The sequence below is a fragment of the Cellulosimicrobium sp. NPDC057127 genome (assembly GCF_042670945.1).
GTDB lineage: Bacteria > Actinomycetota > Actinomycetes > Actinomycetales > Cellulomonadaceae > Cellulosimicrobium.
Genome location: NZ_JBHUUP010000007.1, coordinates 70,316 through 96,917, shown reverse-complemented (window position 1 = coordinate 96,917; position 26,602 = coordinate 70,316). Strand labels below are relative to the sequence as shown.

Below are 26,602 nucleotides of genomic sequence, written 5' to 3'. Positions count from 1 at the left end.
CCCCCGGACCGGGGTGGCGTCTGCCCGCACGGCGGTGCGCCGCTGGTCCACGGACGGAAGGTGGCGACACCCACCGCATGACTGCACTCAGCACATCCCGGCCGGCGGACACCGCCGGCCCCGACGGCGCCGACGGCGCCGGGCAGACCGAGCGCGGGACCGCGCTCTCGGTCCGCGACGTCTACAAGGTCTTCGGCCGCAAGCCGCTCGACGCCGTCCGGCGCCTCGAGCAGGGCGCCTCCCGCGACGACGTGAAGACGCTCGGCACCGCCGCGGTGATCGACGCGAGCTTCGACGTGAAGCAGGGCGAGATCTTCGTCGTCATGGGCCTGTCGGGCTCCGGCAAGTCGACGCTCATCCGCATGCTCAACGGCCTGTGGAAGCCCACGTCCGGGCACGTCCTCCTCGGCGACGCCGACCTCGCGGCCGTCGACGCGAAGGAGATGCGCGAGCTCCGGCGCCAGCGCGTGAGCATGGTGTTCCAGCACTTCGCGCTCCTGCCGCACCGCACGGTGCGCGACAACGCCGCGTACCCGCTGGAGATCCAGGGCGTCGGCAAGGCCGAGCGCCGCGAGAAGGCACAGCGCGCCCTCGAGCTGGTCGGGCTCGGCGGCTGGGAGGACTCCCTGCCGTCGCAGCTGTCCGGCGGCATGCGCCAGCGCGTGGGCCTCGCCCGCGCGCTCGCCGCCGACACCGACGTGCTGCTCATGGACGAGGCGTTCAGCGCGCTCGACCCGCTGATCCGCCGCGAGATGCAGGAGCAGCTCCTCGAGCTCCAGCAGACGCTCGGCAAGACGATCGTGTTCATCACGCACGACCTCAACGAGGCCATGCACCTCGGCGACCGCATCGCCGTGATGCGCGACGGCCGCATCGTCCAGATCGGCACCGCCGAGCAGATCCTGTCCGACCCCGCGAACGACTACGTGGCCCAGTTCGTCGCCGACGTCGACCGGACGCGCGTCCTGACCGCCTCGTCGGTCATGGTCCGCCCCGCCGTCGTCGTGCCGATGGGCGGCGGGCCGCGCCAGGCCAGCCGCACCATGCGCGAGGCGCAGGTGTCGGCCGCGTACGTCGTCGACCGCCAGCGCCGCCTCCAGGGCGTCGTGCGCGACGACGACGCCGTCGCGGCGATCAAGGCGGGCAAGGAGTCGCTCGAGGGGATCGTGCGCGACGGCGTCACGCCCGTCTCGCCCGAGACGCCCCTCGCCGAGATCTTCGCGCCCGCCGCGGAGTCTCCCCTGCCCGTGGCGGTCACCGACGAGGCGGGTCGTCTCGTCGGTGTCGTGCCCCGCGTCACGCTGCTCGAGGCCATGGTGCCCGGCGACCAGCCCCGCACCGGCGAGATCGACCTGTCGGCGACCGGCACGTCGGCCGGCACCTCGGACGGCACCACGGACGGGGTCGCCACCGACCACGACGGGACCTCGACCGAGGGAGGTGCGGCATGACCGACACCCTCGTCCCCCGTATCCCCCTCGGCCACTGGGTCGAGGCGTTCATCGACTGGATCACCGCGACCTTCCGGATCGTGTTCGACCTCATCAAGGACGTCCTCGGCGGCGTCTACGAGCTCCTCGAGACGATCCTCACCAGCCCGCCCTTCTGGGTCGTCGCGATCGTGCTCGCCGCGCTCGCTCTCCTGGCCAAGGGCTGGAAGCTCGCCGTCGGGTCGCTCGCCGGGTTCGTCGTCATCGCCGGCGTCAACATGTGGGGCGCCGCGATGGAGACCCTCGCGCTGGTGCTCGTCGCCACCCTCATCGCCCTCGTGATCGCGATCCCGCTCGGCATCTGGGCGGCCCGGAACGACAACGTCTCGCGGGTCGTGCGCCCGGTCCTCGACTTCATGCAGACCATGCCGGCGTTCGTCTACCTCATCCCGACGGTCGTCATCTTCCTCACCGGCCCCGTGCCCGGGATCATCGCGACCATCGTGTTCGCCCTCGCCCCCGGCGTGCGGTTCACCGAGCTCGGCATCCGCCAGGTCGACAAGGAGGTGGTCGAGGCCGGCAAGGCCTTCGGCTCGACCCCTGGGCGCATCCTGCGCCAGATCCAGCTCCCCCTCGCCCTGCCGACGATCATGGCCGGCGTCAATCAGGTCATCATGCTCGCCCTGTCGATGGTCGTCCTCGCGGGCCTCGTCGGCTCCGGCGGGCTGGGCGAGGACGTCGTCGCCGCCCTCCAGCGCGTGGACGTCGCGCTCGGCTTCGAGGCAGGGATCGCCGTCGTCATCCTCGCGATGTTCCTCGACCGCGTCACCTCGGCCCTCGGCGAGCGCGCCCCCGTCTCCCGGGCCCTCGCCGCGACGCGCGACTGAGCCCGACGCACCACTGAACGGACGGGCCACCGCGCCCGACACCCCGCCCGGCGCACCGCCGCCGGGCACCACCCACCGGGCCTGCCCCCGGGCCCCAGGAAGGAACCCATGATCCCCGCACGCACCACCACCCGCACCGCCCGCACGCGCCGCGGCGCCGTCGTCGCGGCCACGCTGGCCCTCGGCCTCGGCCTGAGCGCCTGCGCCTCCGACACCGACACCGGCGAGACCGGCGACGAGTCGGCCGCCGCGACCGAGGACGAGACCGAGATCTCGATCGGCATCCCGTCCGGCTGGGACGAGGGCATCGCCGTCTCCCACCTGTGGACCGCGATCCTGGAGGACGAGGGCTACACCGTCGACTCGCAGACCGCCGACGTCGGCGTCATCTACACCGGCCTCGCCGGCGGCGACTTCGACGTCACCTTCGACGTCTGGCTGCCCTACACCCACGCCTCCTACCTCGAGGAGTACGGCGAGGAGGTCACCGATCTCGGCTACTGGTACGACGACGCCAAGCTCACCATCGCCGTCAACGAGGACTCCCCCGCCCAGTCGCTCGAGGACCTCGCCGAGATGGCCGACGAGTACGGCAACAAGCTCGTCGGCATCGAGGCCGGTGCCGGTCTCACGAAGATCACCCAGGAGGAGGTCATCCCGACCTACGGCCTGGAGGGCATGGACTACTCCATCTCGTCGACGCCGGCGATGCTCGCCGAGCTCAAGGGCGCGACCGACGCCGGCGAGAACGTCGCCGTGACGCTGTGGCGCCCGCACTGGGCCTACGACGAGTTCCCCATCCGTGACCTCGAGGACCCCGAGGGCGCGCTCGGCGACGCCGAGGAGATCCACGTCTGGGGCACCTCCGACTTCGAGGAGCGCTACCCGACGCTGACCAAGCTCATCGGCGCGTTCGAGCTGGACGACGAGCAGCTGTTCTCGCTCGAGAACATGATGTTCAACTCCGACGAGTACGCGGACGAGCAGGCCGCCGTGGACGCCTGGCTCGAGGAGAACCCGACGTTCGTCGAGGACCTCAAGGAGGCCGCGGGCGTCTGACCCGCGAGCGGCGGCGCCCGGTCCGGCGCGCCGCTCGTGCGGCTGCGGTCCATCGGTTCGCCGCAGCCACCAGGGCACCGCACGGTGCCCGACGGCGAAGGCCGGCTCCCTGCGGGGAGCCGGCCTTCGTGCGTGCCGGGACGGGCGGGTGGTCGACGCGAGGGCGCCGGACCCGTCAGAGCGGCCGCGCGTCGTCCTCGAGCAGCACGGGGATGCCGTCGCGCACGGGGTACGCGAGCGGGCGGTCGGGGTCGGTCGAGCGCAGCTCCGGCTCGCCGCCCGGGCCCGTGCCGTCGACGAGCGTCGCGCCCGTGACGGGGCAGCGCAGCGCCTCGCGCACCCAGGGGTCGATCTGCAGGGTCATGCTCGCTCCTCGTCGGTCGGGGTACCGGGGGTGGCCGTGCCGGGCGCCGGGCCCGTCGCGCGCACGAGCGACAGCACGTCGTCGCGCACCTTCTCCATGATGTCCTGGTCCGCCGCCTCCACGTTCAGCCGCAGCAGCGGCTCGGTGTTCGACGCGCGCAGGTTGAACCACCACTGCGGGTGGGAGTCCCAGTGCGAGACGGTCAGCCCGTCCAGCTCGTCCACCTCGACGGGGCCCGCGCCCTCCTGCGTCACGTACGCCTCGACGACGCGGGCGCGGGCCGCGGGGACGTCGGCGACGGTCGAGTTGATCTCGCCGGACGCCACGTACGGCTCGTACATCTCCGCGACCGCCGACAGCGGGTGCGGCTGCGAGCCGAGCGCCGCGAGCACGTGCATCGCCGCGAGCATGCCCGTGTCCGCGAAGAAGAAGTCGCGGAAGTAGTAGTGGGCGCTGTGCTCGCCCCCGAACACGGCGTCGTGCTGGGCCATCTGCGCCTTGATGAACGAGTGCCCCACGCGGGTGCGCACGGTGCGCGCCCCGGCGGCGCCCAGGAAGTCGGAGACCGCGCGCGACGTGATGAGGTTGTGGATGACGACAGGCGGTGAGCCGCCGTCCTTCTCGAGCTCCTTGCCGACCTCGCGCAGCCCCACGAGCGCCGTGATCGCCGACGGCGACACCGGGTCGCCGTGCTCGTCCACGACGAAGCAGCGGTCCGCGTCGCCGTCGAACGCGAGCCCCAGGTCGGCGTCGTGCTCGACCACGGCCGCCTGCAGGTCGCGCAGGTTCTCCGGGTCGAGCGGGTTCGCCTCGTGGTTCGGAAACGTGCCGTCGAGCTCGAAGTAGAGCGGCACGACGTCGAGCGGGAGCGCCGGCAGCCCCGCGCCCGTGCCCAGCACCGCCGGCACCGTGTGCCCGCCCATGCCGTTCCCCGCGTCGACCACGACCTTGAGCGGACGGATGCCCGCGAGGTCCACCAGGCTGCGCAGGAACGCGGCGTAGTCGGCGAGCATGTCGTGGTCGCTCGTCGTCCCCGCGGGCTCCGCCGGGGCCGGGAGACCGTCGTCGAGGTACGCCTCGGCCGTGCGCCGGACGTCGGCCAGTCCCGAGTCCTGCCCGACCGGGCGCGCGCCCGCACGGCACAGCTTGATGCCGTTGTACGCGGCCGGGTTGTGGCTCGCCGTGAACATCGCCCCGGGCACCCCGAGCACCCCCGACGCGTGGTAGAGCCCGTCCGTCGAGCACAGCCCGATGCGCGTGACGTCCACGCCCGCGTCCGTGAGGCCCTCGGCGAACGCGTCGACCAGCGCCGGCCCCGAGTCGCGCATGTCGTGCCCGACGACGGCGCGCGGCCGCGCCGGCACGTCACCCGTCGCGCCCGGTGCCTCCGGCAGCACGACCGCGCTGGCGAACGCCGCGCCGATGGCCCGCGCCACCTCCGGGTTCAGCTGGTCCGGGACCGTGCCGCGGACGTCGTAGGCCTTGATGAGGTGGGACAGGTCGCTGCTCACCGAGGCAGCGTATCGCCCGACGTCGCACGCCGACGGCTGTGCCGACGCCGCGCGCTACTGGCCGGCGGCGGCGTAGCGGGCCTCCGTCGTGGCCTTCGCCGGCCGCCACCACTGCTCGTTCGCCCGGTACCACTCGACGGTCTGCTCCAGCCCTGCGCGGAACCCCGCGTACCTCGGCGTCCAGCCGAGCTCCGTGCGCAGACGCCTCGCGTCGATCGCATACCGCAGGTCGTGCCCGGCGCGGTCCGTGACGAGGTCGTAGTCGTCCTCGTCACGGCCGAAGATCGCGAGGAGCTCCCGCACGACGTCGCGGTTCGACCGCTCGCCGTCCGCACCGACGAGGTACACCTCGCCGGGGACACCGCGCTCGACGATGGTCCACACGGCCGCGTTGTGGTCGTCGACGTGGATCCAGTCGCGCACGTTGGCGCCGGTGCCGTAGAGCTTCGGCCGGCCGCCGTCGATCAGGGTGGTGACCTGTCGCGGGATGAACTTCTCGACGTGCTGGTACGGCCCGTAGTTGTTCGAGCAGTTCGAGATCGTCGCCGAGACCCCGAACGAGCGCACCCAGGCCCGTACGAGCAGGTCGCTCGAGGCCTTGGTCGAGGAGTACGGCGACGACGGGTTGTAGGGCGTCGCCTCGGTGAACCGCTCGGGGTCGTCGAGGTCGAGGTCTCCGTAGACCTCGTCCGTCGACACGTGGTGGAGGCGGACGCCGTGCCGGCGGACGGCCTCGAGGAGGGTGAACGTCCCGAGCACGTTGGTCCGGACGAACGGGGACGGGTCGGCGAGCGAGTTGTCGTTGTGCGACTCGGCGGCGAAGTGGACGACCAGGTCGCACGCGCCGACGAGACGGTCCACGAGCGCGGCGTCCGCGACGTCTCCGACGTGCAGCTCCACCTGGTCGCGCACCGGGTCGAGGGAGGACGTGGAGGCGGCGTACGTGAGCGCGTCGAGCACGACGACCTCCACGTCCGGGCGCTCGGCCACGGTCGAGCGGACGAAGGCCGACCCGATGAAACCCGCGCCGCCCGTCACCAGGACCCGCACGTCGACCTCCTCGGGGCCTCGTCGAAACACCGTTCCGTCGCCGCGAGTCTAGGTCCGGCGAAGCCGCGCGCCGGTGCCCGTCGGCCCGATTTCACCCGTCGTGGGCGCAGTCGGCCGTGAGAGCCTGACCGGTGTGAAAGGGATCATCCTCGCCGGTGGCGCAGGCACGCGGCTGCACCCGATCACGATCGGCGTGAGCAAGCAGCTCCTGCCCGTCTACGACAAGCCGATGATCTACTACCCGCTGTCGACCCTGCTGCTCGCCGGCATGCGGGACGTGCTCGTGATCACGACGCCGCACGACGCCGACGCGTTCCACCGGCTGCTCGGCGACGGGTCGCAGTTCGGCATCTCCCTCACGTACGCCGTGCAGGACGAGCCCAACGGCCTCGCGCAGGCGTTCGTCCTCGGCGCCGACTTCCTCGACGGCGACGCTGCCGCGCTCGTCCTCGGCGACAACATCTTCTACGGCCCCGGTCTCGGGGACCGGCTCCAGCGGTTCGCGGACGTCGACGGCGGCGCGGTGTTCGCCTACCGCGTCGCCGACCCCACCGCGTACGGCGTCGTCGAGATCGACGACTCGGGCCGTGCGCTGAGCATCGAGGAGAAGCCGGCCGCTCCTCGGAGCCGCTACGCGATCCCGGGGCTGTACTTCTACTCGGCGGACGTCGTCGACGTCGCCCGGAGCCTGCGCCCGTCCGCGCGGGGCGAGTACGAGATCTCCGACGTGAACCGGCACTACATGGACGAGGGCCGGCTGCACGTCGAGGTGCTGCCGCGCGGCACCGCGTGGCTCGACACCGGGACCGTGGGATCGCTGCTGGACGCGAGCGACTACGTGCGCACGATCGAGCACCGGCAGGGGTTGAAGATCGGGGCGCCGGAGGAGGTGGCGTGGCGCCGAGGCCTGCTCTCCGACGACGAGCTGCGCGACCGCGCCGAGGCGCTGGTGCCGTCCGGGTACGGCGCCTACCTGCTGTCGCTGCTCGACGGATGACGCACCGACGGGAGCCCGCTCAGGACGCGCGGGGCCGCCGCACGCCACCGGGTGCGCCAGTCGCCGATCGGCGCGACGCCTGCCGCACGGGTGGCGTCGTGGCCGAGCACGGACCACGACGGACGCGGAGCCGGGCGAGCGAGGGCGCCGCTCGTCGTGGGGCGCACCATCGCGGGGTCCCGTCCGGCGGAGGCGACCACCTCCTGCGCCAGCTCGTACCACGTCGCGGCGCCCTCGGACGTCCCGTGGTAGACCCCGGGAGCGACCTCGGCCTCGACGAGCCGCACCACGAGGTCCGCGAGGTCGACGGTCCACGTGGGCTGCCCCGTCTGGTCGTCGACGACGTCGAGCACGTCGCGCTGCGCCGCGTACGTAGCGATGGTTCGCGGGAAGCACGAGCCGTGGGCCCCGTAGAGCCACGCCGTCCGCACGACGAGCGCCCCGGGATGCTCCGACCGGGTCGCCCACTCCCCCGCCGCCTTCGTCCGGCCGTAGGCCGAGCGGGGTGCGAGCAGCGTCCCCTCGGCGTGGGGAGCGAGCGCACCCGCCCCGCCGTCGTCCATCACGTAGTCCGTCGAGACGTGCACGAGCCGGGCGCCTCGCCGGGCGGCGGCCTGGGCGACGTGCTGGGCCCCGACGGCGTTGACCGCGAAGGCCGTCGCCTCGTCGTCCTCCGCGGCGTCCACGGCCGTGTACGCCGCCGCGTTGACCACGACGTCGGCGGCCTCGAGCGCCGCGTCGACGGCGTCCGCGTCGGTCACGTCCAGCCGGGAGCGCCCGAGCGCGGCGACCTCGTGCCCGTCGGCGCGCAGCCTCGCCACGAGGTCGACGCCGAGCATCCCCTCGGCTCCGGTCACCACCCAGCGTGCCACCGCCCGCTCCTTCCTCCGCCGCGCCCGGTCCTGGACGATGGCGACATCCTTCCACCCGAGCCCGCCGCGAGGTCGCTCGCCACCCGTGCCGAAGGAGCAGCATGGACGTCCGCGCACTGAGGATCGACGGCGCGTGGGAGCTCACCCCTCGCCTGCACCCGGACGACCGGGGGACGTTCCTCGAGTGGTTCACGGCGGAAGCGCTCCGGGACGCGACCGGGCGCGACCTCGTCCTCGCCCAGGCGAACGCTTCGGTGTCCCGGGCGGGAGTCGTGCGCGGCATCCACTACGCCGACGTCCCGCCGGGCCAGGCGAAGTACGTGACGTGCACCACCGGCTCCGTCCTCGACGTGGTCGTCGACCTGCGCGTCGGCTCCCCGACCTTCGGCACCTGGGACTCCGTCCTCCTCGACGCCCACGACCGGCGCGCTGTCTTCCTCTCCGAGGGCCTGGGGCACGCCTTCATGTCCCTCGAGGACGGCTCGACGGTCGTCTACCTGTGCTCCGCCGGCTACGCCCCCGAGCGGGAGCACGCGGTCGACCCGACCGACCCCGAGATCGGGGTCGCCTGGCCCGCGCACGGGCCGGGCGGGGAACCGTTGACCCCGCTCTTCTCGCCCAGGGACGCGGCGGCGCCGTCGCTGTCCGAGGCGTGCGCGGCCGGGTCGCTGCCGCGGGCCGACGCGGTGGCCGCCTACCTCGCGACGCTCAGGTCCTGACGGCTCAGGACTCTCCCTCGGCGCGCAGCACGCGCAGGTGTCCGCGGCGCCCCACCTCGGTGACGTCGGCCGGCTCGGGGAGCGCGCGGGGCCTGCCGGCCTGACGCACCGCGTCCGCGAGCGCGGAGAGGTCGTCGTCGCTCGGCCCGGTCTCGACGAAGTGCGGCGAGAGACGGACCACCTCCCACCCACGCGGTGCGGTCAGCCGCTCGGCGTGCTCGGCGCACAGGTCGTAGCTGTGGGGCTCCGCGAGGTGCGCGAGAGGGCCCAGGACCGCGGTCGAGTCCGCGTACACGTAGGTGAGGGTCGCGACGGCCGCACGGACGCACGCCGTGCGCGAGCACTGCCTGACGGATCTCACGGGGTGACCCTACGCCCTCCGCCGGCCCCGCCACGGCGGCACACGCCGATGCGCAGCGCGCTCCCGCGGCGGGAGTCTAGAGTCGTCGTGTGCGTGGCTTCTCCTTCCCCGGGTCCCGGCCCGAGCCCGGCCGTGGCCGGCGACCTCGTGACCGTCCGGCCGGCCGCAGGGCGCAGCGCGCCGTCGAACCGGTGTCGCCGCTCGACGTGCCGGTGATCCCGCCGAGGGCGCCGGGTCCGGGCAGCGAGGGCGAGCCCGCGCCGCGTCGTCGCGACCGCCGCGGCCGGGGTATCCGAGGCCCTCTCCTGCCGCCGTCCGCACCGGCCAACCGGACGCGGGCCGAGAGGTTCGACGAGGTGGTCCTGGACGCCGTCGAGCACGTGGAGCGGCGGTGGGCCAAGCAGCTGCGGGGCACGGAGTTCGCGGTCGAGGACGTGCCGCCGTCGGACCCGGCACCGTGGGAGGACGGGGGCGTGCCGCTCGGGCGTACCTTCCCCGCCGACTCGGGCGGGCCCGCGCGTGTCGTGGTGTACCGGCGACCGGTCGAGGCGCGCGCCGTGGACCGCGAGGACCTCGAGGACCTCGTGCACGACGTCGTCGTGGAGCAGGTCGCCCACCTGCTCGCGCGGTCGCCCGAGGAGATCGACCCGCGCTACGGCGACGAGCGCTGACGGAGGCGGCTCAGCGGCCGCCGAGCCCGGCGGTGTCCGAGGCGCGCACCCCGACCTCGCGCGCGACCGAGCCGTCGGTGACGGGGAGCAGCACGGAGACGAGGCTCGGTGCCGTGTCGCCCTCGTCGCCGCTCGTGGGGCCGGCCGCCAGGAGCACCGTCCAGGAGGCGGCGAGACCGTCGTCGGCCTCCTCCACGTCAACCGTGACGACGGCGGGCGCCTGGTCCGCGCCGTCGGGGACGAGCGACGCGGGGTCGAGGGTCGTCGCGGTCCCCGCCTCGACCGTCACGGGGCTCTCCCCGAGGAGCGAACCGTCGCCGGCGTAGGCCGACACGGCCAGCACGAGCGTCCCCGTCGGGTCCTCCTCGTCCGCCGTGACGGGGACCGCGGCCAGCGAGAGGCTCGCCGTCGTCCCCGGGACCAGCGCCACCTGGCCGGCGCGTGCGCTCTCCGCCGGGCGCAGCGGCGTCGCCGCGATCCACGCCCGGTCGTACTGGCGCTCCTCGTGGAGCAGGTCGGGGTCCGGCTCCCCGCGCCGGTCCGTCGACGCCCCGGCCACGACCGGGACGTCCGCGTGGACGGCGACGCCGTAGCTCCCGGCCGGCAGGCCGCCGAGCGGGACGTCGGTGACGACGCCCGGCCGCAGCGTGACGTCCTCGAGCCCGCGCAGCGTCACGGGCCCGTCGGGACCGTACACCGCCACGCGTGCGGACCCGGGCTCGTCGCCCGGCGCGAGGAGCCGCAGCCGGGGTGCGTGCGGGTCGTCGACCGCCTCGCCGGCGCTCGGTACCCCCGCGACGACGAGGTCGTGCGCGGGCTCGGCGCCGGGCACGACGTAGTCGACCCCGAGGGGGACGAGCCCGTCGAGCGTGTTCTGCTGGAGGTACGCGGAGACCAGGCCGCCCGACGACTCGACGCGGACCACCATGCGACGCTGCTCGGGCGCCGACGCCTCGACGAGCCGCACGACCTCCGTACCCGGGCCGACGAGCTGCTGGCCGCCGCCCGCGAGCACCGCCCTGCCGTCGGGACCCCACACGGTGACCTGGACCGTGGCGGGCGTGTCGCCCGGGTTCTGGAGCACGAGCTGCGCGCTGCTGCCGATCTCCGTGCTCCCGCCGACGAGCCACTGGCTCACGCCAGGCCGGTCACAGCTCGCCGCGGCGAGGCCGCGCAGGTCACCGGCGGTCGTCACCGAGCCGACGGCGGCGGCGACGCGGGGAGGGTCGCCCTCGCCCGGGCGCACCGTCACGACGGAACCGGCCGTCGGACCCTCCACGTCGATCGTCGCCAGGCCGTCCGGTGCGGGCGCCGGCGTCAGGTCCCGCGCCCCGCTGCCGTCCAGCGCGCCGAGCGACGCCGCTCCGGCGCTCCCGACCGCGACACGCAGCGTGCTCGTGGTGCCGACGGGGGCGGGGCCGAACTGCGCGTCGCCCACCGCCTCCGGGTCGGTCAGCCGGGCAGGGCCCGGGCAGACGACGACGTCCTGCGCCGGCGTGACGGTGACCTGCTGGACCGGGTCCACGACCTGCTGCTGCGGCAGGCGGCCGACCGCGTCGCCGCCGAACGCGGCCACCGCGCCGACCGCCACGACGCCCACCACGCCGGCGCTCGTCACCGCGACACGTCGCAGGACCCGGCGCCCGTCGCCGGAGCCACGTCGCGACCGTCCTGCCGCCGCCGCTCGTCGCCGCGCCTCACGTCGAGCCTCGCCCGTCACGTCGTCCACCCTCTCCGTCACCTCGCCACCGGGCGCCGGCGCCGGACCGGCACCGCGAGCAGCACGAACACGAGCAGGACCGCACCGGCGACCGTCATCCACACCGACCGGTGGTCGGCGGCGTGGTAGACCGCCAGGTGTCCGCCCTCGGCGCCCAGCTCGAAGGCCTGCAGGCCGCCGGTCGCCTCGGGGGCGACGGGCTCGAGCGCGCGGCCGTCCAGCGTCGCGCGCCACCCCGGGGCCGCGTTCTCCGCGAGCACGACGACGCGCCCCTGGGTCCCGTCGTCGACGCGGACGTCGACAGGGCGCAGAGCACCTCGGTCGGCGTCGAGCGTCCGGGCCTGCCCGTCCGGCGTCTCGATCCGCGCGTACGCCGGCTCCACGCCGTCGCCCGCGACGCGCCACGTCAGGCCGGCCTTGCCCTCGGTCATCCGCTCGAGGCCGGGCACCATGTCGAGCCGCGCGACCAGCTCCGCCCGGACCCGGTCGTCCGGGACCGATGCCGGGAGCAGCACCGCGCCGACGCCGAGGCGCGCCAGGCGTGCCGCGACGTCGTCGGACGTCCCTGCGGTCAGGTCGGCGACGACCTGCGGCAGCCCGCCCTGGCCGGCCGCCGGGTCGTCCGCCTGCGACCGGTGCACGACGACGGACGAGTCGACCGCCTGCGGCCCGTCGGAGCGCAGCGCCGCGTACTCCACGGCGCCGCCGTCCGTCGGCTCGAGGCTGAGGACACGCGACTGCGCGGGCGAGGTCTGCATCTGCCGTCCGACCGGCGGCACCACGGGCTCGGCGGTCGCCGCGAGCGCGCCCACCCGGGCGTCCTGCCGGTCCAGCACGCCGGCCGTCCACGACGCCACGGCACCGACCGGCCCGAGCGTGACGACGACCGCGAGCGCGATCACGCACCCGGTGCGCCAGGGGGCGGCACCACCGCGCGGCACCGCGGGGACGCCTGCGAGCGCGCCACCGAGGAGGGCGAGCAGGACCAGGGAGACGCCGGCCCCGGGCCACCCGGTGACAGGCTCCGCGGCGACGGCGATCGTCGTCGCGCCGGCGAGGACGGCAGCGGCCAGCCCGGCCGCGGCGACGAACCACGCGCCGGCCGCGAGCCGGCGGCCCCGCAGCACGCCGACGACCGCGAGGACGCCGAGCAGGCAGCCGGTCAGCAGCGGCGCCCACCGTGCGACCAGGTCGAGCGCCCCACCGCCGTCGAGCCCGAACCACGCCGCCGGCGCGACCGGCGCGCCGAGCAGCAGCTGCCAGGGCTCGGCCGGCGAGGACGCCACGGGGGCGCCCGGGTCGGCCAGCAGCAGCCGCCACCCGCCGTCGCCCCAGGTCCGTGCGACGTGCACCAGGAAGGGGGCGAAGACGGCGACCGCGGGCAGCGGCACCAGGGCGAGGTAGCGCCGGTGCCGGCGGACCGAGACCGCGACCACGAGGAGGACGACGGCTCCGGCCGGCAGGAGGACCGGCGCCCCGGCCACCACGACGGCGAACAGGAGCCCGGCGGTCGCCGCGGCGACGAGAGACCCGCTCTCGGTCCGCACCGGCCGAGGCGTGCCGGTCAGGCGCTGCGGGGCCGCCGGGTCCGCCGCGGGCGGCTCTGCCGTCGCGGGGGCGACGGCGTCGACCCGCTGGAGCCCGAGCGCGCGCGCCACCGCGAGCGCGGTCCACGGCAGCGCCGCGTGCGCGAGGACCGCGCCCACGCGACCCGAGCCGACCGCCGCGAGGAGCACCGGGGCGCCGGCCCAGACGAGCGTCGCCCACGCGCGCAGCACGACCGAACGCGTGATCGCCCCCGCCGCGAACCACGCGCCCAGCCCGGCGGCGAGGAAGCACGCGGGCACCAGGACGTTGACCGCCGTCTGCGCGGAACCGCCCACGAGCAGGGCGCCGGGGAGCAGCACGGAGACGAAGGGGTCGGCGGGAGCGGGCGAGCCGAGACCCGACGTGACCCACCCCGTGGTGGCGGCGCGCCACACGTCGCCGACGGTGCTCCCTGCCGGGAGGAGGCCGCCGCCCACGAGGCGACCGCCCCCGAGCAGCACGCCGACGAGCGGGCCGAAGACGACCGCGGTGAACGCCAGCAGCGTCAGCGCCGTGGCGGCGAGACCGGCGCGACGACGCAGCGCGATCGCCCGCAGCTCGCGGCGCTCGATGTCGGTCGGGGCCCACGCCGTCCGACGCAGCTCCGCGCGCGCGAGGCGGCGGTCGCGCCGCTCCGCGAGCACCTGCCGCCACGTCCCCCGCAGCGGGCGCAGCGCGCGTCGGGGCAGCCGACGGGTGCGGCGTGCGGCACGCCGGGCGCGGAGCACCGGACCGACCCGCACGAGAGACCACAGCGGGGCGACGAGCTCGTCGCGCGCAAGCCGCGGCTGCTTGACCAGCAGGCGGTACATCGCGTGGAACGGGGCGCCGACGAGCATCGCGACTGCGACGAACGGGACCCACGGCCCCGCCACGCCGGTGAGCCGCGCGTGCAGCTGCGCGTGCCGGCGTGCGACGTACGACGTCTCGACGTCCGGCTGCGCACCGCTCCCCCTGCGCCCCGGCCCCTCACGGAGCCCGAGGAGCGACGCCTGGACGTGGCGGACGACGGCCGTCGGGACGACGATCACGCGGTGGCCGGCGAGCCGGGCCCTGCGGCACAGGTCGAGGCCGTCGCCGAACGGCCCGTACTCCGGGTCGGTCCCGCCGAGCTCCTGCCACACCGCGCGGCGCACGAGCGCTCCGGCGAGGCCCACGGCGAGCACGTCGTCGCGCGCGTCGTGCTGCCCCTGGTCGATCTCGTCGTCGTCGATGCCGGTCATCCGCCGGCCGAGCGGCGTGGTCGTCACGCCGACCTCGACGAGCCGGCCCGCGGTCCCCGGCTCGAAGGGGTCGCGCGGCTCGTCCTCGGCACCGACCTCCCAGCGCTCCTGCTTGGGGCCGGCCACCGCGACGGCGCTCGAGTGCTCGACGGAGCGGAGCAGCTCCGCCAGCGCGTCCGGGGCGGGAGCGGAGTCGTCGTGCAGGAGCCACAGCCACGTCCCGGCCTCGACCTGCGAGAGGACGGCGTCCACCGCGTCGCCGAACGAGCGCGCCCGGGGGGCGGCGAGGAACCGGGCGTCACCGAGCTGCAGGTCCGGGTACTGCCCCGTCGTCACGCCGCTGTCCGCGTCGACGACGACGACGGCGTCGGGAGCGGACGTCTGCTCGCGGAGCGCGGCGAGCGTCCGACGCAGGTAGGGGGACGCGCCCCGGGTGACGACGACCGCCGTCACGCTCACGACCACGGGGAGCGCACCCGTGACGGAGGAGACCACGTCGGGCGTCGTCGAAGGGCCCACGGCCGGTCGCGGCGCGAGTCCCGCCGTCGCCGCGCCGGTGCGCGCAGGGACCTGCGCCGTCCAGGCGGAGGTCGCGCGCGTGATGCTGAGGTCCGAAGAAGTCATGGCCTGTCGATGATGCGCCCCAGATCTCGCCCGACCCGGGATTTGAGCTCCACCGGTGTGGCGCGCTCCGTCAGACGACCTGGCGCTTGAGCTTGCGCCGCTCACGCTCGGACAGGCCGCCCCAGATGCCGAAGCGCTCGTCGTTCTCCAGCGCGTACTCCAGGCACTCCGCGCGGACGTCGCAGCCCGTGCAGACCTTCTTGGCCTCGCGGGTCGAGCCGCCCTTCTCCGGGAAGAACGCCTCGGGGTCGGTCTGAGCGCACAGCGCGCGCTCCTGCCACCCCATGAGCGAGTCCTCCAGCGGCTCGCCGAAGAGCGGGAGCACCGGTGCCACCCGCTCCACCTCTCGTCCTGCATCCGTGGGGAAGTCCCTGCCCACCCCGTCAAGCATGTTCCACATCGTGCGCCCCTTTATGCCGTTCGCGAGAAACTGCAATGGGGAAATTACACGCGTGTCGTCCCGCAGAGTCAAGCCGGATTGTGATAGCCCGGACATGGTTGAGGGTGAAAGTTATTCGCGCAGGCTGACGGATTGTCGCACTGCATAGACTCGTGCGCATGTCGAATAGCCAGGACGCCAAAAACTCTCATGGAAACCCTTCCACGCCCGTCGTGACCGACGTGGAGGGCCTGCTGCGCCTCGTCACGCGCGACCCCGGTCGCCCGCGCCTGACCTGGTACGGCGACGACGGTGAGCGCGTCGAGCTCTCCGGTGCCGTGCTGGAGAACTGGGTGAACAAGGTCACCAATCTCCTCGTCGAGGAATTCGACACCGGCCCGGGAACGCACGTGACCCTCGATCTCCCGCCTCATTGGCGCACCGTCGTCTGGGCTCTCGCCGTATGGCGGACGGGAGCGACCGCCATTCTTATCAGCACAGACGCCGCGGACGGTGCAGATATCGTGAAAGAACACGGGACGGGCAAAGCGGACGTGGTGGTCACGGCGCGCCCCGCCTCCTGGTCGGGCGCGGCGAGCGAGATCGTCGCGGTGGCGCTCCCGGCGCTCGCCCGACGGTTCGACGGCGAGCTCCCGCCCGGGGCCGTGGACGCGGCGTCGGGTGTGATGACCTACGGCGACCAGCTCAGCTGGGCTCCGACGCCGGAGCCGGGCGTCGCCGCCGTCCAGGGCGACCGTGCCGACGGCGCGCTCCTCCACGGCGACCTCGTGCGGACCGCCTACCTCGACACCGCTGCCCTCGCGGGTGCGCGTGCTCTCGTCCGTGGGACCGCGAGCAGCGCCGAGGTGCTGCTCACGGTCCTCGGCGTGCTCGCCGCGGACGGCTCCGTCGTCCTGCTCTCGGCCCGGCGTACCGCCGAGCTGGACGCCGACGACACGGCGCTCCGCCGGATCACGGAGACGGAGCGCGTCACGGACGCCCTCCGATAGGAGGTGGCGTTACCCGGCGCGCATCTTCTCGACGACGGCGTGCGTCTCGCCGTCGGCGACGACGACGCCCTTCTCCAGCAGCACGCCGCGGTCGCAGAGGTTCGCGACCATGTCGAGGTCGTGGCTCACGATGACGAGGGTCCGCCCCTCGTCACGGAGCTGACGCACGCGGTCGAGGCACTTGCGCTGGAAGGGCTCGTCGCCGACGGCGAGGATCTCGTCGATGAGGAACACCTCGGGGTCGGAGTGCACCGCGACCGCGAACGCGAGCCGCAGGAACATGCCCGACGAGTAGAACTTCACCTCGGTGTCGATGAACTTCTCGATCTCGCTGAACGCGACGATCTCGTCGAAGCGGTCCAGGACCTGCTTCTCGGACATGCCGAGGATCGCACCGTTCAGCATGACGTTCTCGCGCCCCGTGAGGTCCGGGTGGAAGCCTGCACCGACCTCGATGAGCCCGGCGACCCGTCCCCGTGTGCCGACCGTGCCGTCGTCGGGCTGGAGGACGCCGGAGATGAGCTTCAGCAGGGTGGACTTGCCGGAGCCGTTGAACCCCAGGAGGGCGACGGTCTCGCCCTCCTCGACGGTCAACGACACGTCGTCGACGGCGAGGAACGTGTCGGACAGGTCCTTGCCACGCACCATCGCGACCGCGAGCTCCTTGAGCGAGCGGTTGTGCCGGAGCGTGAAACGCTTCTGGACGTGGGAGATCTCGATGGACGACGTCATCACAGCTCCTGCGCGAAGCGCCCCTCGAGGCGCCGGAAGACGGACTGGCCCAGCACCACCACGAGCGCCGATATCCCGAGGCCCACGAAGCCCCACATCCACAGGTCCGGCGGCATCTCCGCGGTGCGACCGGTCGCGGGGAACCAGAAGCAGTAGTGGAAGAGCTCGACGGCCGCGGTGATCGGGTTGAGCTGGTAGATGGTGAACGCCCAGGCAGGCAGCTGGTCCCGGACCATCTCCCACGTGTAGAGGATCGGCGAGGCCCACGTCGCCACCATCACGATGAGGTCGACGAAGTTCTCCGCGTCACGGTAGAAGACGTTCACCGCCCCGGCGAGCAGGCCGAGCCCGAGGGCGAGCGTGGCGATGACGACGAGCCCCAGGACGCCCGCCCCCAGCTCCGCGAAGTTCGGCCGCCACCCCGCGATGAGCGTCCCCACGAGGAGCACCACGAGCTGCGGGAAGAAGTGCACCGCGGACACGTAGAGCGACGCCACCGGGAACAGCTCGCGCGGCAGGTAGATCTTGCGGACCAGCGGCGCGTTCCAGACGATCGACCGCGTCGCGTTGCTGAACCCCTCGCCGAAGAAGTTGATGACGACGATGCCGGAGAACAGGTAGACCGCGTAGTCCTCGATCCGCTCCCCAAGCCGGAGGAACAGGCCCATCGCCACGAAGAACACGACGAACTGCGTCGCGGGCTTGACGTACGACCACGCCATGCCCAGCACCGAGCCGCGGTAGCGGACGCGCAGCTCCTTGCGGACGATCAGCCGCAGGAGGAACCGCCGCTCGAGGACGTCGAGCAGGCCACGTCCCTGGCCCGGTGTGACGAGCGGAGCGTCCACGCTCATGTCGGCGGGTTGTCCGCGAACGTCTTCTCCCACGCCTCGAAGGAGGTGATGCGCGGAAGGGCGTCGCGGTACTGGTCACGCAGCTCGCCCCACTGCGCGAACAGGCGGGCGTGGAGCTGGACGCCCTCGACGAGCATCTCGCGCAGCATCTTGGGGTCGCGCTTGTGCCACGAGGCGCCGGTCCCCTCGGCGTTCGAGACGATCGCCGAGTCGTACTGGGACAGCCGCCACCACCGCGCGTCCTGATGCGGGATGAGCGCCTGGGGCCGTGCGTCGTACTGCGGCTTGGCAGGGAGCGCGACTTGCCGGACGAGGGTCTTCGCCGCCCAGGGCACGAGACCGACACGGCTGGGCATCTGCACGCCACGTCCCTTGTTGCGCGGCTTGCTCGGCGCCGGGGAGGGGAAGGCGTCGACGTCCTGCTCATAGCGGGCGTCGCTGAACTCCTGCGTCATCCTCCGGATCTCCGGGAGCTTCCTGCCGATCAGCTCATGCAGGAGCGCCGGTCCCTCGAGCACGTCCCGCATCCCGAGGAGCCGACCCCGTTCTGAGTAGTACTGCATCGAGACGAGGTGCTTGACGTCCATGTAGGTCGACTCGCGCAGCACCCGCCCGCCCCGCTCGTACTGCGAGTAGAGCAGCGCGGTGATGAGTCGGTTCCGCTCGTGGAAATAGGCCTGCCAGCCCACGAGGTCGTCCTTGTCCGACCAGGAGACGTGCCAGACCGCGGCGCCGGGGAGCGAGACGGTGGGGAACCCGTGTGCTCGCGCCCGCAGGCCGTACTCGGTGTCGTCCCACTTGATGAAGACCGGCATCGACAGCCCGATCTCCCGGACCACCGACGTCGGGATGAGGCACATCCACCAGCCGTTGTAGTCGACGTCCACACGCCGGTGGAGCCAGCGGGTGGCGCGCAGCCCGGCGCCGCGGAAGTCGTGTCCGTTCTCCATGTCCGGGTGCGGCACCCCCGGCTGGATCCGCCACGGCTCGACGATCTCGCCGAACGTGTGCAGCGTCGACCGGTTGTACATGTCGAACATGTGGCCGCCGACGAGCGTCGGCACGCGCGTGAAGTCGGCGAAGGTCGCCAGGCGCACGATCGACTCCGGCTCGAGCACGATGTCGTCGTCCAGCAGGATGACGTAGTCGCTCCGGCCGGCCTGCACGGTCTCGTACATGCTGCGCGAGAACCCGCCGGAACCGCCGATGTTGCCCTGTTCGACGACTCGCAGCTGATCGCCCAGCTCTGCCGCGACCGCGTCGAAGCCGTCCTCGTCCCGGACGCGCTTCGTCCCCTGGTCCACGACGATGAGCTCGTCGAGCACCTCGCGGACCTCCGCGCTCTCCGCGACGGTACGGATCGTCTCGAGGCAGTAGTCCGCACGGTTGAACGTCGTAATACCGATGCTCGTGCGCCCCTGCGAACGCCCGGACTCGGGGACGGACCACGCCGCCTCGACGAGCTCGAGCGCGTCGACACCGCCGATGAGGTCGAACCAGTACCAGCCTCCGTCTCCGAACTGCGCCAGCGACAGATCGACGGTGGTCGTCGACTCGCCGTCAACGACGTAAGAGTCGACGCGCTGCTGGACGCCGCGCGCGTTCGAGCGGTACACCGTGACGGACCCCGTGCCCTTCGTGCGCACGGTCAGCCGCACGGACTCGACGACGGTCCAACGTCGCCAGTAGCTCGCCGGGAAGGCGTTGAAATAGGTGGCGAACGAGAGGCGGCGGCCCGGCCTCACCGACATGGAGTACCGGCCGGAGATGTCCTGAGACCGCACCGCCTCGGCCGGAGAGGTGTTGAGCTCGGGCCGCACCTTCGCTGCCCACATGGCCTCGAGATCGGTGCGGGCCTGCTGCGCGCGCAGCTCGCCGGCCTCGACGTACAGCGGCAACGCGTCGGAGTTCGGGTCCCCCGGCAGGATGACCCGCTGGACGACACGGAATGGTGTCGCCGTGCCCTCGGTGTCCTGCGCCGCCACGGCGCCTGCCAGGCTGCTCATGCGTCCACTCCCCCGCTCTCGATGCCCGCTCCGCGCCCGAAGTGGGGGGCGAGCTTGTTGTCGACCATCGAGAGGGCGGCTCCGATGGCCATGTGCATGTCCAGGTACTTGTAGGTGCCGAGACGTCCACCGAAGAGGACGTCCTTCTCCGCCGCCGCGAGGTCGCGGTACGTGAGCAGTCGCGCGCGGTCTGCCGCGGTGTTCACCGGGTAGTACGGCTCGTCGGACTTCTCCGCGAAGCGGGAGAACTCGCGCATGATGACGGTCTTGTCCGTCGGGTAGTCACGTTCGGGGTGGAAGTGGCGGAACTCGTGGATGCGCGTGTAGGGCACGTCGGCGTCCGCGTAGTTCATGACCGGGGTGCCCTGGAAGTCGCCGACCGGGAGCACCTCCTCCTCGAAGTCGAGCGTGCGCCACGAGAGGTCGCCCTCGGCGTAGTCGAAGTAGCGGTCGACGGGACCGGTGTAGACGACGGGGACGTTGCCGACGACGTTGCCCTTGCTCACCGGCTGGCTGTCGTCGAAGAAGTCGACGCCGAGCCGCACCTCGATGTTCCGGTGGTCGGCCATGCGCTCGATCCAGGCCGTGTAGCCGTCGACGGGCAGGCCTTCGTACGTGTCGTTGAAGTAACGGTTGTCGTACGTGTACCGCACGGGGAGCCGAGAGATGATCGACGCCGGCAGCTCGCGCGGGTCCGTCTGCCACTGCTTCGCGGTGTACTCCCGGATGAACGCCTCGTACAGGGGACGCCCGATGAGGGAGACGCCCTGCTCGTCGAGGTTCTCGGGCTTCTTGTCCCCCAGCTCCGCGGCGAGCTCGCGCACGAGGGCGCGCGCGGCGTCGGGGCCGTGCGCCGAGCGGAAGAACTGGTTGATGGTGCCGAGGTTGATCGGCATCGGGAAGACCTCGCCCTGGTGCGTGGTGTACACGCGGTGGACGTAGCTCGTGAAGGCCGTGAACCGGTTGACGTACTCCCACACTCGCTCGTTCGAGGTGTGGAAGAGGTGGGCACCATAGCGGTGCACCTCGATGCCGGTCGTCTGCTCCGCCTCGCTGTAGGCGTTGCCACCGATGTGGGAGCGGCGGTCGATCACGAGGACCTTCCGGCCGTACTCCTCGGCAATCCGCTCAGCGACGGTCAGGCCGAAGAAGCCCGAACCCACGACGACAAGATCCGCGTCCACACACACTCCTTGGTCGGGAAAGACAGCCGGGACAGCCTAGCGCGACCGGTGTCCGGCACCCGACCGCGAAAGCCCCGCGCTGCCAGTCGACACGGAACGTTCACCAGCCGCGCGCGGCCTCCTGGTGCTACACCTCCGTGGGATCAGCCGCAGGATGTGATCTCGAAGACCTGCGCCGTACCCCCCTGGTCCACTGGGCGGAGCCCGAGTCCCAGGTCCTCGGGCCGTTCGAGGAGAGCCTCATAGCGCGCCTGGTTCTCGTTCTCCGGCCAGTAGGGTGCCGAGTCGACGTACAGGTGGGTCACCCCCACTCGCTCAAGTGCTGCACAGACTTCGGGATCAGCTCCCGCGCGGTCCAGGTCTTCTGCGAGTACCTGGAGGTCCGGGCCCCAGCTGCCCGTGAGGTGCGGGAACACGACGTCACGCTCGCCGATGCCGTAGACGAACGGCGCACCGGAGAACGGGGTGCCGAGTACCACCGCGTCCTCGGGGAGCTCGTCGTCGAGCCTCTGCAGCATGGCCAGCTCGTCGGCCGTGACCAGCCCGAACCGGACATCCGGAGCTGCGTAGTAGAGGTCGTACATCCACTGCCGGGTGTCCGCGCGCATCCAGCCGCTGAGCACCATGAGCAGCGCGAGCACCCCGACGGTCACCGCCTCCGGGACCACGGTCACCGCGCGCTCGGCGGCAGGCCGTCGTCGTGCGAGCAGCCGTCCCACGAGCACCCCGAAGCCGACGACGCCCGTTGCCGCGAGCGGCGCCATCGCGACGACGGCCATCCCCCCGAGACGCAGGGGATCGGAGTACCACGGGCCGACGAGCCATCCGAGACGCGCCGAAGGGTCCACGGTGAGGGTGTAGAGCGCGGTGACCAGGACGACGCTCGTCACCAGCCAGCGACCTCGACGCAGAGCGAAGGCGGTCACTGCGCCGACGCCGAGCAGCGCCGCGATCCACCACGCCTGGTCGCCGTTGCCGTACAGGACGGTCGAGAGCTGGGAGTCCGTGATGACGCTGAGTGCCCCTTCCGACCGTCCCTCGAGCCGGTCGCGCTCGTAGCTGGAGACGGACCGCACGAGCGGGGACAAGGCCAGCACCACGCCTCCGACGACCGCGAGCACGGGCAACGCGACGACCACGGACCGCACCGCCGACGACGCTTCACGGAACCGGCGTGCGGCCCGCCACCAGGTGGCGAGCCACAGCGCCGCGGAGAGCACGAGGTAGGCGAGAACTCCGTTGGGATGGCAGACCGCGATCCCGCCGAGTGCCGCGACGAGGCCGGTCACCACGGGCCAGCGGCTGCCGGCGTCCGCGTCGCTGCGAACGGAGGCGCGCATCCCTGTCAGCCGGACGGTCAGGGCCAGCGCGACCGGCAGCAGGGCGAAGGCGAGAGCGTTCGGCCAGAGCGTGCCGACGGACTGCATCCTGGCCGGGAACGCGACGAAGCCCGCCCCGACGCACATGGCGACGATCGGCGCGGTGCGGCTGCTGGGGACGATCACCGCGACGAGGCACGCGAGTCCGAGCGGCCACACGAGAGCAGCGATCACGATCGCCGTGACGTTGATCGCCGCCGGGATCGAGTCGGTCACCACCAACGACACGACGTCGTGCCATCCGGCCGGGTAGAACCGGAACGTCTCGGGGTTCGTGGACACGGCACCGAGATGGAGGGTCGACCCGTCACCGGTCTCGAGGATCCACCGCAGCGCGTTCACATGGAACGGTGTGTCCCAGGTCTGCGCGGGCATCCCGGGGTCGATCATGCCCCGCTTGATCGGCAGCGCCGCCAGCGGGGCCGATACCACCAGGCCGACAGCCGTCGCGAGCGCACCGGGGGTCCCCACGCGGTCCGGGGCCCACCACCGGCGCAGCACGAGGCGCAGCGCCGTGGCGAGCGCGGCGACGAGCACCGTGCACAGCGCGGCGCTCAGCCGGGACCACCCGATGCCGAGCAGCTCGAGCAGCACCGCGCCAGCGCCGAGCGTCGCGAGGCTCAGCGCAGGTGCCGTGGCCACGACCCACACCCGACGGAGACCGAGCGCCCATCCGACGAGCAGTCCCGGGCCGAAGAGGACGACGACCGCCAGCGCGAGCTCGTCCCCGACCGACCACCAGCTCATGAAACGTCCCCCTAGAGGCCCCGGCCATTCCGGGGCGAAGCCCGCAGCACCCTACCGTGGACGAGCGTTCTCGCCGAAAGTCGTGGCCCTAGGAACGGCGGGACACCCTGGACCAGGCGCGGTACAGGGCTCGCCGCACAGGTTCGCCCAGTACACGGTAGCCGCCGCGCACGAGGACGTTACGGACGTACTGCACCCGCGACGTGAAGCCTGCGGCCCGCATCCTGCGCTGGATCCTCAGCTCGGACGCCAACAGGGCACGCCCCCCTCGCCGGGCGTACGCGCCGGCACCCACCCGGTACCGGACGAGCGGCTCGGCGACATTGCGGCCGCGGACCCCGGCGGCGAGCATCCGGACGAAGAGCCAGTAGTCCTCCATGAGATGGAGGTCCTCGTACCCGCCGGCCGCGAGCACCGCACTGCGCCGGTAGACGACAGACGGGTGGTTGAACGGCGAGGCGAATCGCGCGCGACGCGCAATGGCTTCCGACGAGAGAGGCGGGACCCGCACCATTCCGTGCTGCGAGTCGTCCTCCTCGAACTCCTCGATGGCGCTTCCCACGATGTCGACCCCGCCGGCGACGAGGGGCACCTGCACTGCGAAGCGGTCGGCCCTGCTGACGTCGTCGGCGTCCTGCCGCGCGACGATCTCGAACCGGCAGCGTGCGAGGCCCGCCTCGAGTGCACGTGCGAGGCCGACGTTCTGGTCGAGCACGACGGTGCGGACGGGCACGGGGGACGACCTGGAGCACCGTTCCAGCGCGGTCGCGAGCGACGGCCCGACCGGGCCGTCCTGCACGATCACGACCTCGGACGGGCGCAGGCTCTGCTCCTGCGTGACGGAGCGGAAGGACCGCTCGAGATGGTCCGGGTCGTCGCGGTGGTAGACCGGGAGCAGGACGGAGAACTGCTCGCTCGTGGCGGCGTTCGTCATGCCCGGGCCGTCCCGGAGCCCTCTTCCACAGCCGCGACGTCCCGCGACACGTCCCCGAGCCCGGCGAGCACACGCCCTGTGGGCCGGGGCGTGCGGAGCACGCCGTCCCGCAGCCCACGAGCACCCGCCCGCACCAGCACGGGGCGCTGCCGTGAACGGGCCACCGTGCGGACCCAGCGGCGCACGGACGCCCCGGAGTACAGGACCCGTTCCGCGGGGGTCAGCGCTGCGGACCGCGTGAGCAGCCACAGCTTGTTGCGCACCTCGTAGTAGAACCGTTCGCCGGGATCCGCGTCCGTGGCGCCGAATGCCTTGGTGCGGTGCTCGACCACGCTCGACCGGACGAGCAGACCGGTGCCCTCTCGCAGCAGGCGCGCGGAGTACTCGAAGTCGTCGTTCCAGATGAAGTAGTCGGCGACGGGGAGCCCGTACCGGCGGACGGCTCGCACGTCCGCGAGCATCGAGACGAACGACGACGAGCGGACCGGCACGGCGTCGACCGCCTCGGCCGCGTCGACGGCGGCGGCCGTGGCACCGGGGCGCCGTCGAGGCGTGTTCATCGGGTGCTCGCGGCCGTCGTGCCACACCACGCGGCTCCCGAGCAGCGCGACCGGGCCCGGGTAGGCGTCCCGGGCACGGAGCAGCTCGGCCAGCGCGGACGGCGTCGGGATGGTGTCGTCGTCCATGAGCCACACCAGGTCGGCGGAGAGCGACTCGACGGCGTGCGCCAAGCCGGCCGCGAAACCGCCGGCGCCGCCCGTGTTCCGGGAGAGCGTCACCACGATCGGACCGACGTCGTGCGTCTGCGCGACCTCCGCCGAGTCGTCCGGAGACGCGTTGTCGACCACGAGGACGACGTCAACCGGACGAGACTGTGCGGCGAGCGCGTCGAGCGCCTCGCGCAGCAGGTCGCGCCGCGCGTACGCGACGACGACGGCGACGACTCGCGGAGGCGGTGTCACCGGCTCCTTCCCGTTGCCCTGCGGGTGTCCGACGCGGTCAGCGGTCACTGCCGAGACCGAGCACAACCCGGGGGGTGCCCGCCCAGCGCGTGGCGTCGGTCACACGACGCCCGTCGACGAGGAGCCGGACGCCAGGCAGACGGTCGGGCCCGAGATCCCGGTACTCCGCGTGGTCGGTCTGGACGATCGCGACGTCGACCGGCGTGCCGTAGGCGTACGGCTCCAGGCCGAGCCGGCGCAGCTCGTCGTCGTCGTACAGCGGGTCGTGGACGGAGACGGTCGCACCCTGGGCACGCAGCGCCTCCACGGTCGGGAACACTCCGGAGAACGCCGTCTCCTTGACGCCGCCGCGGTAGGCGGCGCCGAGCACCACGACCCGGCTGCCGTCGAGGTCGCCCAGCAGATCGCGTGCGCGGTCCACGACGCGCGAGGGCATCGCAGCGTTCACCGACCGCGCCTCCCGGACGATCGAGGCCTCCGGGTCGACCGACAGGTACAGGCGGGGGTAGACCGGGATGCAGTGCCCGCCCACGGCGATGCCGGGGCGGTGGATGTGGCTGTACGGCTGCGAGTTGCAGGCCTCGATGACGGCGTAGACGTCGATGCCCTGGGTGTCTGCGAACAGGGCGAACTGGTTGGCCAGGCCGATGTTCACGTCCCGGTACGTCGTCTCCGCGAGCTTGGCCAGCTCGGCGGCCTCGGCGGAGCCGAGGTCCCAGACACCGTTCGGGCGCGGCAGGTCGTCACGCTCGTCGAAGGTGAGGACCGACTCGTAGAACGCCGTGGCGACGCGGGCGCCCTCCGGCGAGAGCGCGCCGACGAGCTTGGGGTACTTGCGCAGGTCGGCGAAGACCCGACCCGTGAGGACTCGCTCGGGAGAGAACACCAGGTGGAAGTCCTTGCCCTCGGTGAGGCCGGAGACTCGCTCGAGGAGGGGTTTCCACCGGTTGCGCGTGGTGCCGACGGGAAGGGTGGTCTCGTAGGAGACGAGCGTCCCCGCCGTGAGGTTCTCCGCGAGCGAATGCGTCGCCGCGTCCATCCAGCCGAAGTCCGGCTGCGCGGTCTCCTCGTCGACGAAGAGCGGGACCACGAGCACGACGGCGTCCGCACCCGGGATGGCGTCGGCGTAGTCGGTCGTGGCACGCAGACGACCGGCGGGAACGAGGTCGGCGAGCTTCTCGGCGAGCTGTGCCTCGCCGGGGAACGGCTCCTCACCGGCGTTGACCTTGTCGACGACCGCCGGGTTCACGTCGACGCCGACGACCTCGTGGCCCTGGTCGGCGAACTGGACGGCGAGCGGGAGACCGATCTTGCCGAGGGCGACGACTGCGATGCGCATG

The 26,602-nt window shown here is 72.9% G+C and carries 23 protein-coding genes; 7 read left to right on the top strand and 16 right to left on the bottom strand.

What is annotated here, in order from left to right; genetic code table 11:
* Positions 1-77 precede the first annotated feature (77 nt).
* The 3 genes from ACFTZA_RS08995 (at position 78) to ACFTZA_RS08985 (ending at position 3,376) form a co-directional block, all read left to right on the top strand.
* Positions 78-1,451, top strand: a complete 1,374-nt coding sequence (locus tag ACFTZA_RS08995; RefSeq protein WP_378193009.1) for a glycine betaine/L-proline ABC transporter ATP-binding protein — start codon at positions 78-80, stop codon at positions 1,449-1,451.
* Positions 1,448-2,317, top strand: a complete 870-nt coding sequence (locus ACFTZA_RS08990; RefSeq protein WP_378193007.1) for an ABC transporter permease — start codon at positions 1,448-1,450, stop codon at positions 2,315-2,317. Before ACFTZA_RS08995 ends, ACFTZA_RS08990 begins: the two co-directional genes overlap by 4 nt.
* A 108-nt stretch (positions 2,318-2,425) precedes the next feature.
* Positions 2,426-3,376, top strand: a complete 951-nt coding sequence (locus tag ACFTZA_RS08985; RefSeq protein ID WP_378193005.1) for a glycine betaine ABC transporter substrate-binding protein — start codon at positions 2,426-2,428, stop codon at positions 3,374-3,376.
* 175 nt (positions 3,377-3,551) lie between these two features.
* Here the strand turns inward: ACFTZA_RS08985 and ACFTZA_RS08980 are convergent, their stop codons facing one another.
* The 3 genes from ACFTZA_RS08980 to rfbB are packed head-to-tail and all read right to left on the bottom strand — an operon-like array spanning position 3,552 to position 6,301.
* On the bottom strand, positions 3,552-3,740 hold the full coding sequence (locus ACFTZA_RS08980) for a Trm112 family protein (protein ID WP_378193003.1): 189 nt from the start codon (positions 3,738-3,740) through the stop codon (positions 3,552-3,554).
* Positions 3,737-5,251, bottom strand: a complete 1,515-nt coding sequence (locus ACFTZA_RS08975; RefSeq protein WP_378193001.1) for a phosphomannomutase/phosphoglucomutase — start codon at positions 5,249-5,251, stop codon at positions 3,737-3,739. The genes ACFTZA_RS08980 and ACFTZA_RS08975 overlap by 4 nt, the downstream gene beginning before the upstream one ends.
* Positions 5,252-5,305: 54 nt before the next feature.
* Positions 5,306-6,301: a dTDP-glucose 4,6-dehydratase gene (gene rfbB, locus ACFTZA_RS08970; RefSeq protein WP_378192999.1), complete on the bottom strand. Its 996-nt coding sequence runs from the start codon at positions 6,299-6,301 to the stop codon at positions 5,306-5,308.
* A gap of 133 nt (positions 6,302-6,434) precedes the next feature.
* Here rfbB and rfbA point away from each other — a divergent pair, with 133 nt between their 5' ends.
* On the top strand, positions 6,435-7,298 hold the full coding sequence (rfbA, locus tag ACFTZA_RS08965; protein WP_378192997.1) for a glucose-1-phosphate thymidylyltransferase RfbA: 864 nt from the start codon (positions 6,435-6,437) through the stop codon (positions 7,296-7,298).
* On the opposite strand, the gene rfbD is transcribed toward rfbA, so the two are convergent.
* Entirely contained in the window at positions 7,271-8,170 is a 900-nt protein-coding gene (gene rfbD, locus ACFTZA_RS08960) for a dTDP-4-dehydrorhamnose reductase (RefSeq protein ID WP_378192995.1), read from the bottom strand. The two genes, rfbA and rfbD, sit on opposite strands and share 28 nt — an antisense overlap.
* A 101-nt stretch (positions 8,171-8,271) precedes the next feature.
* On the opposite strand from rfbD, the gene ACFTZA_RS08955 reads away from it, so the two are divergent.
* Positions 8,272-8,889 (top strand): dTDP-4-dehydrorhamnose 3,5-epimerase family protein, encoded by a 618-nt coding sequence (locus ACFTZA_RS08955; protein WP_378192993.1) that lies wholly within the window; start codon positions 8,272-8,274, stop codon positions 8,887-8,889.
* A gap of 4 nt (positions 8,890-8,893) precedes the next feature.
* Here the strand turns inward: ACFTZA_RS08955 and ACFTZA_RS08950 are convergent, their stop codons facing one another.
* On the bottom strand, positions 8,894-9,250 hold the full coding sequence (locus tag ACFTZA_RS08950) for a DUF3499 domain-containing protein (RefSeq protein ID WP_378192991.1): 357 nt from the start codon (positions 9,248-9,250) through the stop codon (positions 8,894-8,896).
* 356 nt (positions 9,251-9,606) lie between these two features.
* Here ACFTZA_RS08950 and ACFTZA_RS08945 point away from each other — a divergent pair, with 356 nt between their 5' ends.
* The gene (locus ACFTZA_RS08945; protein WP_378192989.1) at positions 9,607-9,921 is read left to right on the top strand and encodes a metallopeptidase family protein; all 315 of its coding nucleotides are present in this window, start codon (positions 9,607-9,609) and stop codon (positions 9,919-9,921) included.
* 10 nt (positions 9,922-9,931) lie between these two features.
* Here ACFTZA_RS08945 and ACFTZA_RS08940 read toward each other — a convergent pair whose 3' ends face one another.
* The 3 genes from ACFTZA_RS08940 to ACFTZA_RS08930 all read right to left on the bottom strand — a co-directional run bounded on the left by ACFTZA_RS08940 (position 9,932) and on the right by ACFTZA_RS08930 (position 15,475).
* Positions 9,932-11,539 carry a DUF5719 family protein gene (locus ACFTZA_RS08940; protein WP_378192987.1) on the bottom strand — a complete coding sequence of 536 codons (1,608 nt, stop codon included), beginning with the start codon at positions 11,537-11,539 and terminating at the stop codon, positions 9,932-9,934.
* A gap of 119 nt (positions 11,540-11,658) precedes the next feature.
* Entirely contained in the window at positions 11,659-15,075 is a 3,417-nt protein-coding gene (locus tag ACFTZA_RS08935; RefSeq protein ID WP_378192985.1) for a glycosyltransferase, read from the bottom strand.
* Positions 15,076-15,145: 70 nt separating this feature from the next.
* Complete coding sequence (locus tag ACFTZA_RS08930; protein ID WP_378192983.1) at positions 15,146-15,475, bottom strand: WhiB family transcriptional regulator; 330 nt, start codon at positions 15,473-15,475, stop codon at positions 15,146-15,148.
* A gap of 158 nt (positions 15,476-15,633) precedes the next feature.
* Between ACFTZA_RS08930 and ACFTZA_RS08925 the strand changes: the two genes are divergently transcribed.
* Positions 15,634-16,464: a TIGR03089 family protein gene (locus ACFTZA_RS08925; protein WP_378192981.1), complete on the top strand. Its 831-nt coding sequence runs from the start codon at positions 15,634-15,636 to the stop codon at positions 16,462-16,464.
* Between the two features lie 9 nt (positions 16,465-16,473).
* Here ACFTZA_RS08925 and ACFTZA_RS08920 read toward each other — a convergent pair whose 3' ends face one another.
* From ACFTZA_RS08920 to ACFTZA_RS08885, 8 genes are all read right to left on the bottom strand, one after another.
* Entirely contained in the window at positions 16,474-17,196 is a 723-nt protein-coding gene (locus tag ACFTZA_RS08920) for an ABC transporter ATP-binding protein (RefSeq protein ID WP_378192979.1), read from the bottom strand.
* Positions 17,196-18,050: an ABC transporter permease gene (locus ACFTZA_RS08915; protein WP_378192977.1), complete on the bottom strand. Its 855-nt coding sequence runs from the start codon at positions 18,048-18,050 to the stop codon at positions 17,196-17,198. Before ACFTZA_RS08915 ends, ACFTZA_RS08920 begins: the two co-directional genes overlap by 1 nt.
* Positions 18,047-20,056, bottom strand: a complete 2,010-nt coding sequence (locus ACFTZA_RS08910) for a glycosyltransferase (protein WP_378192975.1) — start codon at positions 20,054-20,056, stop codon at positions 18,047-18,049. Before ACFTZA_RS08910 ends, ACFTZA_RS08915 begins: the two co-directional genes overlap by 4 nt.
* A complete protein-coding gene (glf, locus tag ACFTZA_RS08905; RefSeq protein WP_378192973.1) occupies positions 20,053-21,240 on the bottom strand; it encodes a UDP-galactopyranose mutase in 1,188 nt (395 codons plus the stop codon). Before glf ends, ACFTZA_RS08910 begins: the two co-directional genes overlap by 4 nt.
* A 143-nt stretch (positions 21,241-21,383) precedes the next feature.
* Positions 21,384-23,366 (bottom strand): DUF6541 family protein, encoded by a 1,983-nt coding sequence (locus ACFTZA_RS08900; RefSeq protein WP_378192971.1) that lies wholly within the window; start codon positions 23,364-23,366, stop codon positions 21,384-21,386.
* An 88-nt stretch (positions 23,367-23,454) separates the two neighbouring features.
* Positions 23,455-24,300, bottom strand: coding sequence for a glycosyltransferase (locus ACFTZA_RS08895; RefSeq protein WP_378192969.1), 846 nt, complete (start codon positions 24,298-24,300; stop codon positions 23,455-23,457).
* Entirely contained in the window at positions 24,297-25,262 is a 966-nt protein-coding gene (locus ACFTZA_RS08890; RefSeq protein WP_378192967.1) for a glycosyltransferase, read from the bottom strand. Before ACFTZA_RS08890 ends, ACFTZA_RS08895 begins: the two co-directional genes overlap by 4 nt.
* A 37-nt stretch (positions 25,263-25,299) precedes the next feature.
* A complete protein-coding gene (locus tag ACFTZA_RS08885; protein ID WP_378192965.1) occupies positions 25,300-26,601 on the bottom strand; it encodes a nucleotide sugar dehydrogenase in 1,302 nt (433 codons plus the stop codon).
* Between the last annotated feature and the right edge of the window lies 1 nt (position 26,602).

What these genes read in the sequence shown, in the direction of transcription:
- ACFTZA_RS08885 (WP_378192965.1), bottom strand. Translation starts at nt 26,601, where the DNA reads ATGCGCATCGCAGTCGTCGCCCTCGGCAAGATCGGTCTCCCGCTCGCC.
- ACFTZA_RS08915 (WP_378192977.1), bottom strand. Translation starts at nt 18,050, where the DNA reads ATGAGCGTGGACGCTCCGCTCGTCACACCGGGCCAGGGACGTGGCCTG.
- ACFTZA_RS08955 (WP_378192993.1), top strand. Translation starts at nt 8,272, where the DNA reads ATGGACGTCCGCGCACTGAGGATCGACGGCGCGTGGGAGCTCACCCCT.
- ACFTZA_RS08925 (WP_378192981.1), top strand. Translation starts at nt 15,634, where the DNA reads ATGTCGAATAGCCAGGACGCCAAAAACTCTCATGGAAACCCTTCCACG.
- ACFTZA_RS08990 (WP_378193007.1), top strand. Translation starts at nt 1,448, where the DNA reads ATGACCGACACCCTCGTCCCCCGTATCCCCCTCGGCCACTGGGTCGAG.
- ACFTZA_RS08895 (WP_378192969.1), bottom strand. Translation starts at nt 24,300, where the DNA reads ATGACGAACGCCGCCACGAGCGAGCAGTTCTCCGTCCTGCTCCCGGTC.
- ACFTZA_RS08920 (WP_378192979.1), bottom strand. Translation starts at nt 17,196, where the DNA reads ATGACGTCGTCCATCGAGATCTCCCACGTCCAGAAGCGTTTCACGCTC.
- ACFTZA_RS08930 (WP_378192983.1), bottom strand. Translation starts at nt 15,475, where the DNA reads ATGTGGAACATGCTTGACGGGGTGGGCAGGGACTTCCCCACGGATGCA.
- ACFTZA_RS08995 (WP_378193009.1), top strand. Translation starts at nt 78, where the DNA reads ATGACTGCACTCAGCACATCCCGGCCGGCGGACACCGCCGGCCCCGAC.
- ACFTZA_RS08910 (WP_378192975.1), bottom strand. Translation starts at nt 20,056, where the DNA reads ATGAGCAGCCTGGCAGGCGCCGTGGCGGCGCAGGACACCGAGGGCACG.
- ACFTZA_RS08985 (WP_378193005.1), top strand. Translation starts at nt 2,426, where the DNA reads ATGATCCCCGCACGCACCACCACCCGCACCGCCCGCACGCGCCGCGGC.
- ACFTZA_RS08900 (WP_378192971.1), bottom strand. Translation starts at nt 23,366, where the DNA reads ATGAGCTGGTGGTCGGTCGGGGACGAGCTCGCGCTGGCGGTCGTCGTC.
- ACFTZA_RS08980 (WP_378193003.1), bottom strand. Translation starts at nt 3,740, where the DNA reads ATGACCCTGCAGATCGACCCCTGGGTGCGCGAGGCGCTGCGCTGCCCC.
- ACFTZA_RS08935 (WP_378192985.1), bottom strand. Translation starts at nt 15,075, where the DNA reads ATGACTTCTTCGGACCTCAGCATCACGCGCGCGACCTCCGCCTGGACG.